Below are 12,147 nucleotides of genomic sequence, written 5' to 3'. Positions count from 1 at the left end.
TCTGGGGCTAATTTTTCACGCCACGGTCCGCTCTATCCGCAAAAGCCACGGCAACGCGATGTTGGGCCTTGTGATGAACATGATGCAGACCGTGGTGCTGGTCGGCGCGTTTTACGTGATGTTTGATGTGCTTCACATGCGCGGCAGCGCGGTGCGCGGTGACTTCTTGCTTTACATCATGTCGGGCATCTTTCTGTTTCTGACCCACACCAAGTCAATTGGCGCGGTTGCGAGCGCCGAAAGCTCTACCTCGCAGATGATGAAACACGCGCCGATGACCACCGCCGTCACGATCGGTGCGGCGGCGCTTGGCGTGCTCTACATCCAGACGCTGTCGCTGCTGACGGTGCTGTTCATCTACGACGTTGCCTTTACGCCGATCAGCATCGAAGACCCGGTTGGCGCTTATGCCATGGTGTTGATGTCATGGTTCACCGGCTCTGCGATAGGGGTATTGCTGCTTGCGGCACGGCCTTGGGCACCGAATGCCGTGGGTGTTATCCAACAGCTTTACAGCCGCGCCAACATGATCGCGTCGGGAAAGATGTTTTTGGCCAACACCCTGTCGTACAAGATGCTGGCGCTGTTCGACTGGAACCCGCTGTTTCATGCAATCGACCAGGCCCGCGGCTTCACCTTTCTCAACTACAACCCGCATTACTCGAACTGGCAGTATCCGCTTTATGTCGGGCTTGCGATCCTGATGATCGGGTTGATGGGCGAGTTCTATACGCGCCAATACGCTTCGCTAAGCTGGGGCGCACGCCGCTAAGGCGGCGCGAGAGCGTCCATTTCTGCAAAATCTGCGCAAAACTGCTGCGGTAAGGTGTTTTTTCGCTGCCGCACGGCGCTTGCAGGGCGCAAGACCCCTCCTTATATACGCCCAGAAGCCGGTGTGGGCAGTGCCCTGCGCCGGGTCCATTCAAAGCCTGGGATCGGAAGGCAGGGGCCGTGCTCGGGCCTGTCGTCCATAAACATCGCCGCAAGAAAAAGGGTTACATCATGGCCAAAGTTATCGGCATTGACCTCGGAACTACAAACAGCTGCGTCGCCATCATGGATGGCGCTCAGCCCCGCGTCATCGAAAACTCGGAAGGCGCGCGCACCACTCCCTCGATCGTGGCCTACACGGAAACCGAACGCCTCGTGGGCCAGTCGGCCAAACGGCAGGCAGTGACCAACGCCACCAACACGATTTTCGCCGTCAAGCGCCTGATCGGCCGCCGCATCGGCGAGCCTGAAGTTGAAAAAGACCGCAAGCTCGTTTCTTACAACATCATGGATGGCGGCAACGGCGACGCATGGGTGGAAGTGCGCGGCGAGAAATATTCGCCCGCGCAGGTTTCGGCCGTGATCCTTCAGAAAATGAAGGAAACCGCCGAAAGCTATCTGGGCGAAGACGTCACGCAGGCGGTCATCACCGTGCCCGCGTATTTCAACGACGCCCAACGGCAAGCCACCAAGGACGCGGGCAAGATCGCGGGCCTTGAAGTGCTGCGCATCATCAACGAGCCGACCGCGGCTGCGCTGGCCTACGGGCTGGACAAGAAGGAAGCGAAAACCATCGCGGTTTATGACCTCGGCGGCGGCACCTTCGACATCACCATTCTCGAAATCGACGACGGCCTGTTCGAAGTCAAATCGACCAACGGCGACACCTTCCTTGGTGGCGAAGATTTCGACATGCGGATCGTCAGCTATCTGGCCGAAGAGTTCCGCAAGGAGCACGGCGTCGATCTGACGAAAGACAAAATGGCCCTGCAACGCCTGAAAGAGGCGGCTGAAAAGGCCAAGATCGAGCTTTCGTCGAGCCAGCAGACCGAAATCAACCAGCCGTTCATCTCGATGAACGCGCAATCGGGGACGCCGCTGCACTTGGTCATGAAGCTGACCCGCGCCAAGCTGGAAAGCCTTGTGGGCGATCTGATCAAGGCGTCGCTGAAGCCCTGCGCCGCGGCGCTGAAGGATGCCGGCGTTTCCAAGGCCGACATCGACGAAGTCGTGCTGGTCGGCGGTATGACGCGGATGCCGAAAGTGGTCGAGGAAGTGACCGCCTTCTTCGGCAAAGAGCCGCACAAGGGCGTCAACCCCGATGAGGTGGTGGCGCTGGGTGCCGCGATTCAGGCGGGCGTGCTGCAAGGCGACGTGAAAGACGTGGTTCTGCTTGACGTGACGCCGCTGAGCCTCGGCATCGAAACACTGGGCGGCGTGTTCACCCGCCTGATCGACCGCAACACCACGATCCCGACCAAGAAAAGCCAGGTGTTCTCGACCGCTGAAGACAACCAGAACGCCGTGACGATCCGGGTGTTCCAAGGCGAGCGCGAGATGGCGGCCGACAACAAGATGCTGGGGATGTTCAACCTTGAGGAAATCCCGCCCGCACCGCGTGGCATGCCGCAGATCGAGGTGACCTTCGATATCGACGCCAACGGCATCGTTTCGGTGAACGCCAAGGACAAAGGCACCGGCAAAGCGCAGCAGATCACGATTCAGGCCTCGGGTGGGCTTAGCGACGCCGAGATCGAGAAGATGGTGAAGGATGCCGAGGCCAACGCCGATGCCGACCGCAACCGCAAGGAACTGGTCGAAACCCGCAACCATGCCGAAAGCCTGCTGCACTCGACCAAGAAGTCGCTCGATGAACACGGCGACAAGGTTGACGGTTCGACCGTTGAAGCGATCGAACTGGCGATGAAGGCACTGGAAGAAACGCTGAAAAACGACGATGTCGGCAAGATCAAGGGCGGGGTGCAAAACCTCACCGATGCCGCGATGAAGTTGGGCGAAGCGATCTACAAGGCCAGCGCCGCCGCAAGCGAAGGGGCCGCCGAAGACGACGCGCCGCATGGCGTGGACGATGATATCGTCGATGCCGACTTCGAAGACCTTGGCGACAAAAAGCGCAAGTAAGCGCAGGAACCCATACCCGGCCGTTGCATCCTGTAGCGGCCGGGGCAGGGCTCCCGATAGGGGCGGCAGATGGCAAAGAGAGATTTCTACGAGGTTCTGGGCCTCTCGCGCGGCGCCACTGCCGAAGAGATCAAGAAAGCCTATCGTAGCAAGGCAAAAGAACTTCATCCCGATCGCAACCAATCCAGTCCTGACGCAGAGGCCAAGTTCAAGGAAGTGAACGAGGCCTATGACGTGCTCAAGGACGAGCAGCGCAAGGCGGCCTATGACCGCTTTGGCCACGCTGCCTTTGAAAACGGTATGGGCGGCGGCCCGGGCGGTGCGCGCCATCCCGGCGGGCAGGGTGACTTTGCCTCGGCGTTTTCGGATGTTTTCGAAGATCTTTTCGGCGATTTCATGGGTGGGCGCGGCGGCGCACAGGGCGGGCGCGCGCGTGCCAGTCGCGGGTCTGATTTGCGCTACAACCTGCGTGTGTCGCTGGAAGAAGCCTACGCCGGTGTGCCAAAATCAATCACCGTGCCCGGCTCGCATGCCTGTCAGTCATGCAATGGCACCGGTGCGGAAGGTGGTGCCGAACCAACCGCCTGCCCGACCTGCTCTGGCATGGGCAAGGTGCGGGCGCAGAACGGCTTTTTCACGGTCGAGCGGACGTGCCCCACCTGCAATGGCGCGGGCCATGTCATCAAGAATCCCTGCCGTGTTTGCCACGGCGCGGGTCGGGTAGAAAAAGACCGCACCTTGCAGGTAAATATCCCCGCCGGTGTCGAAACTGGCACGCGGATCCGGCTTGCCGGTGAGGGTGAGGCGGGCGCGCGTGGCGGCCCGTCGGGCGATCTGTATATTTTCATCGAAGTGCGCGAACATGCGATCTTTCAGCGCGACGGCACCACGCTGTTCTGCCGCGTTCCGGTCAGCATGGCCTCGGCAGCGCTTGGCGGCGAGGTTGAGGTGCCCACCATCGAGGGTGGCCGCAGCCTTGTGAAAATCCCTGCGGGCAGCCAGTCTGGCCGCCAGATGCGGCTGCGCGGCAAAGGTATGCCAGCCCTGCGCGGCGGTGGGCAGGCGGGCGATATGGTGATCGAGCTTGCAGTCGAAACCCCGGTCAACCTGACGGCGCGGCAGCGCGAGCTTCTGCGCGAGTTCGACAAGATCGATGCCGACAACAACCCCGAAACCGCCTCGTTCTTCAAAAAGGTCAAGGGTTTCTGGGCCGCTATGAAGGGCTGAAAGGCGAAGGCGCCTCCGGCGGGGATATTTTGCCTGAAGCAAGCCGGAATTAACCTTTCCTAAACCATGCCGCGGCAGCATCGCGGCATGACCCGCAGCTCTGCCTTTGCCGAACGCCCGATGCCGCTTTTCGCCCCTGATGGTGACGAGGCGGCACCGGATGCGTTGGTGCCCGGTGCGCGGCTTCCCTCGTATATCCGCGATCATCGCAAGCGCCTGCGCGAACGCTTCATGGAAGGCGGCGCAGGCGCTGTGCCGGAATATGAGCTGTTGGAACTGCTGCTGTTTCGCGCCATCCCCCGGCAGGATGTAAAGCCGCTGGCGCGCCGTTTGCTGGACACGTTTGGTGACCTGAACAGGGTGCTTTCGGCCCCGCCCGCGCGGCTGCTGGCCGTGGAAGGCGTGGGCGAAGCGGTGGTGCAAGAGCTGAAGATCGTCGAGGCGGTGGCGCACCGTATGGCGCGCTCGCGCGTGTTGCATCGCGCGGTGCTGTCAAGCTGGGATGCGCTGCTTGACTATTGCCACACCACCATGGCGCACCGCGAGACAGAGCAGTTTCGCGTGCTCTACCTTGACCGCAAGAATGTCCTGATCGCGGATGAGGAGCAGGCGCGGGGCAGCGTCGATCATGTGCCGGTCTACCCGCGAGAGGTGGTCAAGCGCGCGCTTGAGTTGAACGCCTCGGCGTTGATCTTGGTGCATAACCACCCTTCGGGCGACCCGACGCCTTCGGAGGCGGACATTGCGATGACCGCCAAGGTGCAAGAGGCGGCAGCGGCGCTGGGCATCGTTCTGCACGACCATCTGATCATCGGCAAATGCCGAGAGCTGAGCTTTCGCGCGCAGGGCTATCTTTAGTTTGCTTGCGCCAGCGACATTGGCGCAGGTGGCAGCGGCACCAGCACTGCACCGTCGATACCATCGCATTCGGGCATGGCGAGCGTGATCGGCAGGGCCTCCGCCACGACGCCAGAGCGCAGTACGATACCGTCAAGGTCGTTGCCACAGGTATTGGCACCGAGATCGGCGCGCAGCACGGGCGGCTCTGCACCGATATGGGCGGCCACGCTATGGATTTCGGCTAGCAGCGGCGGCTCGGCACCGGGGTCGCCCAGCATCGTCAGCTCTGCGCCCGGATGCGCGACGAAATGCAGCGCGCCGGATGTATCGGCCAGCAACGCCGCGCGTTCATATTCGTCGATGCCGTCAAGCTGTGCCGCTGCGATCAGCGTGGCGCCCTCGGAAAACAGCGCCTGCACCTGCGCATCTGGGGAAAGTGCTGGGATGGTTGCCTTGTAGCCGCCATCCGCGTCGGTCAAGACGGCAAAGGCAAGCTGGCCGATGCGCATCTCGACGCGCTCCAGCGGCAGGCAGGGCGCGGCAAGGCGCACTTGCAGCATTGCCCCCGGCAAGGGCGTAACTGCCAGTGTGGCGTCAGCGCAGAGCAGGGCAGGGGCAAGTGCTGGGGCTGCGGCTGCGACACCGTGCACCGACAGGCGCGGCAACGGCAAAAGCAACTGCGGCGCTGCGGCAAAGACCTCGGCCGGCGATGGGGCGCTGGCCGGTGGCGGTGCGGCTACGGCAGCGCCGGCAAAGGCGCTGGCGATGGTGTGCATGGGCGCATCGTGCTGCATGTACCAACCACTTGCGGCGGCAATTGCCACTGATGCGGCTACGGCGACATTTCTACGGATGTTGCGCATTTCCTGCCTCTCATCCCATTCAGCCGGGTGAATATGGCAGGCAATCGTGGCGCAAGCGTGGCGCGGATGCGGCAGCGCCGCCACGGCGGGGCCACATATGGGCCCCGCCGGGTTTTGTTTCAGGCGAGTTTGCCGTGGCAGTGCTTGAACTTGTTGCCCGAGCCGCAGGGGCAAGGGTCATTGCGCGCCGGTGCGCCCCATGTGGCGGGGTTGGCCTCGTCAAAGCCTGCGACCAACGGCGTCAGCACCGCGGTCGCAGCTGCGCCGTCTGCGCTAACTGCGGCAGGGGCCGCTGTGGGTGCGGCCAGTGGGCGCTGCTGCGCCTGCTGTGCCTCGATCGCCTCGCGCACCAGACGCTGCTGCTCTTCCTGACTGATGGGCCGGATCTGCGCCAGTCGCAGCGTCACATCGCTGCGCAGGCTTTCAAGCATGGACTCAAACAACTGGAACGCTTCGGTCTTGTATTCCGAAAGCGGGTCGCGCTGCGCATAGCCGCGGAAACCGACTACCGAGCGCAAATGTTCGAGCGTAACAAGGTGTTCGCGCCATTTGGCATCAATGGTTTGCAGCAGCACCTGCTTTTCGACCGCGCGCATGGTTTCTTCGCCATAGCTTGCGGCCTTTTCGGCGGCGGCAGCGTCGGCCGCTTGTTCCAGCCGCTCGCGCATCGCTTCCTGATCGACGCCTTCCTCGCGGGCCCATTGGGCGGTGGGCACATCGAGGTTAAGCTGCGTGATTATCGCGTCATGCAGCCCATCGACGTTCCACTGATCGACGTAGGATTTGGGCGGCAAATATTCGGTCACCAGATCTTCAATCACCTGATAGCGCATGTCGCGCGCGATTTCGGCGATGTCTTCGGCTTCCATGATTTCGCGGCGCTGGCTGAAGATTGCCTTGCGCTGGTCGTTCATCACGTCGTCGAACTTCAGCAGATGCTTGCGGATGTCGAAGTTGCGCGCTTCGACCTTGGCCTGTGCGCGTTCAAGCGATTTGTTGACCCAAGGGTGAATGATCGCCTCGCCTTCCTTCATGCCAAGCGAGGACAACATCTTGTCAAGCCGGTCAGACCCGAAGATGCGCATCAGATCATCTTCCAGCGACAGGAAGAACAGGGTGCGCCCGGGGTCGCCCTGGCGGCCCGAGCGGCCACGCAACTGGTTGTCGATCCGGCGGCTTTCGTGCCGTTCGGTGGCCAGAACGAACAGGCCGCCCGCTTCGATCACGCGCGCCTTTTCGTCGGTATGTTCGGTCTCGATGCGCGTGCGCAGCGCCGCGGGGTCGGCCTCGGGGTCGGCGGCAAGCGCTTCCATCACCTGCATCTCGACGTTGCCGCCCAGCTGGATGTCGGTGCCGCGGCCAGCCATGTTGGTGGCAATGGTGATGGCACCAAACTTACCCGCATCGGCTACGATTTTTGCTTCTTGCTCGTGCTGGCGGGCGTTGAGCACGTTATGCTCCAGCCCTTCGGCCTTCAGCATTTCCGAAAGCATCTCGGATTTTTCGATCGAGGTGGTGCCCACCAGAAGCGGTTGACCTTTGGCCTTGGCCTCTTTGATCGTTTCAACGACGGCTGCGTATTTTTCTTTGGCGGTGCGATAAACGCGGTCGTGTTCGTCTTTGCGAACCACCGGGCGGTTGGTCGGCACCTCGACCACGCCAAGCTTGTAGATTTCGAAAAACTCCTCGGCTTCGGTCGCCGCGGTGCCGGTCATGCCGGCGAGCTTCTTGTAGAGCCGGAAGTAGTTTTGAAAGGTGACACTGGCCAGAGTCACGTTTTCAGGCTGAACGGTCACACCTTCCTTGGCTTCGATCGCTTGGTGCAACCCGTCCGAAAGCCGCCGCCCCTTCATCATGCGCCCCGTGAACTCGTCGATCAGCATGATCTCGTCGTCGCGCACGATATAGTTCTGATCCCGGTGAAACAGCGTGTGCGCGCGCAATGCTTGCGTGACGTGGTGCACGATCGACGTGCTTTCGGGGTCATAAAGCGTTTGGTCCAATGGCAGGATGCCGTCGGCGTGCAGGCGCTGCTCGATGAACTCGTTGCCTTCTTCGGTATAGGTGGCATTGCGGGTTTTTTCGTCGAGCTTGTAATGCTCGGGCGAAAGCTCGGGAATATAGCGGTCAAGCGTGCGGTAAAGTTCGCTGCGGTCTTGGCTTGGCCCGGAAATGATAAGCGGCGTGCGCGCCTCGTCGATGAGGATCGAGTCGACCTCGTCAACGATGGCATAGAAATGACCGCGCTGGGCCATTTCGGGAATGCTGGCGCGCATGTTGTCGCGCAGATAGTCGAAGCCAAGTTCGTTGTTGGTGGCGTAGGTGATGTCGGCGGCATAGGCGGCGCGCTTGGCGGCATCTTCCTGAAACGGCACAACGACGCCCGTGGTCATGCCTAGCTGCGCATATACCTTGCCCATCCAGTCGCTATCGCGCTTGGCAAGGTAGTCGTTGACGGTGACGATATGCACGCCCTTGCCCGCCAGCGCGTTGAGGTAGGCAGGGAAGGTGGCGACCAGCGTTTTGCCTTCGCCGGTTTTCATCTCGGCGATATTGCCTTGATGCAAAAAGATCCCGCCGGAAAGCTGCACGTCAAAGGCGCGCAGGCCTAGCGCGCGCCGCGCCGCCTCGCGGCAGTTGGCGAATGCCTCGGGCAGCAGGTCGTCAAGCGACTCGCCACCCTGCACGCGGGCTTTGAACTCTTCAGTCTTGGCGATGATGCCCTCATCGCTCAACGCCGAAAATTGCGGCTCGAGCGCGTTGATCTTTGCGACCAGCGGGCGGACCGATTTCACCTTGCGGTCATTGGGCGTGCCAAAAACCTTTTTCGCGAGTGTCCCAAAGCCCAGCATATGTTCTCCGCAGGTTTCATCGACCTGTTCTCGTGATCTCCGGCCTTGCCCGCACTCGCAGGCTTGCCTAAAACGACTGCTACAAATGCTTGTGCGGCCTTCACGAGAACCATTGGCGATGTAAGGGTCTGCTGTCAGAGTGTCAACGCCGCCAGAGGGTGCGGCAAATTAGGAGTGGCTTTATGGCTTTCGGAACGAGACTTCTTGCTGCGGGCGCGATCGCGTTGGCATTTGCAACGCCGCTGCGCGCGGACGATCTTTCGGCCGATACCGTGGTGGCCACGGTAAACGGCACCAATATCACCTTGGGGCAGATGGTTGCCCTGCGCGCGGGTCTGCCCGAGGGCTATCTTGTGCTGCCCGACGACATTCTTTTTGACGGCATCCTGCAACAGTTGATCCAGCAATTGGCGCTGGCGCAAATAGCCGAAACGCAGCTGACGCCTTACGACATGGACATGATCGAGGTGCAGCGGCTGAACTACCTCGCCTCGGTGATGCTTGACGAGGCGGTTGCCGACTCGATCAGCGAAGAAAAGGTGCAGGCTGCTTACGACGCGCAATATGTCTCTGCCGCGCCGGTGCGCGAATATAACGCGGCCCACATTCTTGTCGCGACCGAAGAAGAAGCCAAGGCGATCCGGGCTGAACTTGATGCCGGCGGCGATTTCGCGGCGATCGCGCGCGAGAAATCGACCGATGGCGCTGCCGCCGCAGGCGGCGATCTGGGCTGGTTCACGCTCGATCTGATGGTCGAACCCTTCGCCGTTGCCGTGGGGCAACTCGAGGCCGGGCAGATCGGCGGGCCGGTGCAAACCGAGTTCGGCTGGCACCTGATCAAGGTTTCGGAAACCCGTCTGGCCGAGGTTCCAGCACTTGAAGCGGTTCGCAGCGACATTGAAAATACGCTGCAAATGAACGCGGTGCAGGAACGGCTTGATCTAGCCGTGGCAGAAGCGCAAGTCACGCAAACGATCGACGGTATCGACAAGGCAATCCTGAAGGAACTGGCGCAAAGCGCCGAATAAGCGAGACATAGCCATGGCCAAGAGCGACAAGGACTGGAAATCTAGGGCCGACAAGCTCAAGGCCAGGCTGAAAAAGCTGGAAAAACGGCTAGAGGCGGCGTTGCAGCCGCCCAGCCCCGCGCCCTCGGGCAGCAAGGCGGCGGCGATATCGCCGCTGGCCCCGGCGGCCTTTCCGGCGCTGCCCGCGATTGCGGGGGTCGAGTTCGCGGCGATTGCGGCCGGGGTGCGCTATGTCGGGCGCTCGGACGTGATGCTGGTGCGGCTGGCACCGGGAAGCGCGGTGGCGGGTGCCTTTACACGTTCCTCTACCCGCGCCGCTTGTATCCACGATTGTCAGGCGAAACTGCGCGCCAAGGTGCCCGAAGGGGCGGGGGCGGCGATCATCGTCAACTCGGGCAACGCCAACGCCTTTACCGGTGCGGCGGGGCAAGAGGCGGTAGATGCCATTACGGGTTCTGTGGCAGCCGCGCTGGGTGTGCCCGCAAGCCGGGTCTTTTCATCCTCGACCGGGGTGATCGGCGAGCCGCTTCCCTACGCGCGCATCACCGCCAAGGTTCCAGAGCTGGCAGCCGCCCTTTCGCCCAATGGCATCGAGCTTGCCGCCCGCGCGATCATGACCACCGATACCTTCGCCAAGGGTGCCTCGGCCGAGATCGAAGGTGAAGGCGGCACCATCCGCATTGCGGGCTTTGCCAAGGGTTCGGGGATGATCGCCCCCGATATGGCGACGATGCTGGTCTATATCTTCACCGACGCGAAAATCGCGCCAGCCAAGCTGCAAAAGATCATTTCGGGGCAACTGGACACGTCTTTCAACGCGATCACCGTCGATAGCGATACTTCCACTTCGGATGCGCTGATCGTGGCGGCGACCGGGCAAAGCAGCGCCGCCGAGATCGCCAACCTGCGCACGTCCACCGGACGCGCCTTTGCAGAGGCGCTGGGCGGGGTCATGCTCGATCTGGCCAAGCAGGTGGTGCGTGATGGCGAAGGCGCCACAAAGTTCGTCGAGGTGCGCGTGACGGGGGCCGAAACCAGCAGCGATGCACATCGCGTTGCAATGTCGGTGGCCAACTCGCCCTTGGTGAAAACCGCGATCGCGGGTGAAGATGCCAACTGGGGGCGCGTGGTGGCCGCCATTGGCAAATCCGGTGCTATGGCCGAACGTGACAAGCTGCGGATTTCGTTTGGCGACATGGTTCTGGCCGAAAACGGCTGGCGCGTGCCAAGCTATGACGAAGAGAAAGCCTCGGCCTATATGGAGGGGCAAGAGCTTGTCATCAGCATCGACCTTGGCCTCGGCAATGCGTCCAAGACCGTTTATACCTGCGATCTGACGCACCGCTACATCGACATCAACGCCGATTATCGGTCGTGAAAACCCTGCTCGTTGCTGCGGTCGCACTGATCGATGTCGATGGCCGCGTGCTTTTGGCCGAACGCCCGGCGGGCAAGTCGCTTGCCGGGTTGTGGGAGTTTCCGGGCGGCAAGGTAGAACCGGGCGAAACCCCCGAGGTCGCACTGATCCGCGAGTTGCACGAAGAGCTTGGCATCGAAGCATGGCAAAGCTGCCTTGCGCCGCTGACCTTCGCCAGCCACGCCTACGAAGATTTTCACCTGCTGATGCCGCTGTTCGCCTGCCGCAAATGGGGTGGCGTCGTCACCCCGCGCGAAGGGCAGCGTCTTGCTTGGGTGCGCGCCGCTGATCTGCGCAATTACCCGATGCCGCCCGCCGATCTGCCACTGATTCCGATACTGCGCGATTGGCTTTAACTGAAAAAGCCGCCCGAAGGCGGCTTTTCCGGTTCGTTGGTGCCAAACTCAGTCGAGTTTGCGCACGATTTCTTCGCGCGTGAAGATTTCGATCACGTCGCCCTTGCGCACGTCGTCGTAGTTCTCGAACGCCATGCCGCACTCTTGGCCCGAGATGACTTCCTTCACCTCGTCCTTGAAGCGCTTCAGCGTCTTCAGCGTGCCTTCGTGAATTACCACGTCGTCGCGCAGCAGCCGCACACCCGCCGAGCGTTGTGCAACGCCTTCGGTGACCAGGCAGCCCGCAACTTTGCCGACGTTGGAAACCTTGAAGACCTCGAGAACCTTGGCATAGCCGATAAAGGTTTCGCGAACCTCGTTCTTCAAAAGCCCCGAGGCGGCGGCCTTGATGTCATCCACCAGATCATAAATGATCGAGTAATAGCGGATTTCCACGCCCTTCTGGTTGGCCGCAGCGCGTGCCGGCGCATTTGCCCGCACGTTGAAGCCGATGACCGGCGCGCCAGAGGCTTCGGCAAGGCCGATATCGCTTTCGGTAATGGCACCGACACCCGAATGCAGCACGCGAACGCGCACCTCTTCGTTGCCGATCTTGTCCATCGCCTGTGCGATTGCCTCGGCAGAACCCTGCACGTCGGCCTTCACCAGAAT

The 12,147-nt window shown here is 61.6% G+C and carries 10 protein-coding genes; 7 read left to right on the top strand and 3 right to left on the bottom strand.

Features of this window, described 5'->3' with window-relative positions; all coding sequences use genetic code 11:
- Position 1 precedes the first annotated feature (1 nt).
- The 4 genes from ABY403_RS07255 (at position 2) to radC (ending at position 4,998) form a co-directional block, all read left to right on the top strand.
- Positions 2 to 772 (top strand): ABC transporter permease, encoded by a 771-nt coding sequence (locus ABY403_RS07255; RefSeq protein ID WP_372840095.1) that lies wholly within the window; start codon positions 2 to 4, stop codon positions 770 to 772.
- Between the two features lie 230 nt (positions 773 to 1,002).
- Positions 1,003 to 2,913 (top strand): molecular chaperone DnaK, encoded by a 1,911-nt coding sequence (gene dnaK, locus ABY403_RS07250; protein ID WP_372840094.1) that lies wholly within the window; start codon positions 1,003 to 1,005, stop codon positions 2,911 to 2,913.
- Positions 2,914 to 2,982: 69 nt separating this feature from the next.
- Positions 2,983 to 4,140, top strand: a complete 1,158-nt coding sequence (dnaJ, locus tag ABY403_RS07245) for a molecular chaperone DnaJ (protein ID WP_372840093.1) — start codon at positions 2,983 to 2,985, stop codon at positions 4,138 to 4,140.
- A gap of 87 nt (positions 4,141 to 4,227) precedes the next feature.
- Entirely contained in the window at positions 4,228 to 4,998 is a 771-nt protein-coding gene (gene radC, locus ABY403_RS07240; protein WP_372840092.1) for a DNA repair protein RadC, read from the top strand.
- Here the strand turns inward: radC and ABY403_RS07235 are convergent.
- Entirely contained in the window at positions 4,995 to 5,927 is a 933-nt protein-coding gene (locus ABY403_RS07235; RefSeq protein WP_372840090.1) for a hypothetical protein, read from the bottom strand. The two genes, radC and ABY403_RS07235, sit on opposite strands and share 4 nt — an antisense overlap.
- Positions 5,928 to 5,962: 35 nt before the next feature.
- Positions 5,963 to 8,695, bottom strand: coding sequence for a preprotein translocase subunit SecA (gene secA / locus ABY403_RS07230; RefSeq protein ID WP_372840089.1), 2,733 nt, complete (start codon positions 8,693 to 8,695; stop codon positions 5,963 to 5,965).
- A gap of 182 nt (positions 8,696 to 8,877) precedes the next feature.
- Here secA and ABY403_RS07225 point away from each other — a divergent pair, with 182 nt between their 5' ends.
- The 3 genes from ABY403_RS07225 to ABY403_RS07215 are packed head-to-tail and all read left to right on the top strand — an operon-like array spanning position 8,878 to position 11,496.
- Positions 8,878 to 9,723, top strand: coding sequence for a peptidylprolyl isomerase (locus ABY403_RS07225; RefSeq protein WP_372840088.1), 846 nt, complete (start codon positions 8,878 to 8,880; stop codon positions 9,721 to 9,723).
- Positions 9,724 to 9,736: 13 nt separating this feature from the next.
- Positions 9,737 to 11,101 (top strand): bifunctional glutamate N-acetyltransferase/amino-acid acetyltransferase ArgJ, encoded by a 1,365-nt coding sequence (gene argJ / locus ABY403_RS07220; RefSeq protein ID WP_372840087.1) that lies wholly within the window; start codon positions 9,737 to 9,739, stop codon positions 11,099 to 11,101.
- A complete protein-coding gene (locus ABY403_RS07215) occupies positions 11,098 to 11,496 on the top strand; it encodes a (deoxy)nucleoside triphosphate pyrophosphohydrolase (RefSeq protein WP_372840085.1) in 399 nt (132 codons plus the stop codon). The genes argJ and ABY403_RS07215 overlap by 4 nt, the downstream gene beginning before the upstream one ends.
- A gap of 48 nt (positions 11,497 to 11,544) precedes the next feature.
- On the opposite strand, the gene ABY403_RS07210 is transcribed toward ABY403_RS07215, so the two are convergent.
- The coding region (locus ABY403_RS07210) for an EF-Tu/IF-2/RF-3 family GTPase (protein WP_372840084.1) at positions 11,545 to 12,147 on the bottom strand (603 nt) is incomplete at its 5' end.

The sequence above is a fragment of the Phaeovulum sp. genome (assembly GCF_041596715.1).
Lineage (GTDB): Bacteria > Pseudomonadota > Alphaproteobacteria > Rhodobacterales > Rhodobacteraceae > UBA6213.
This window is presented reverse-complemented; position numbering and strand designations above follow the sequence as displayed.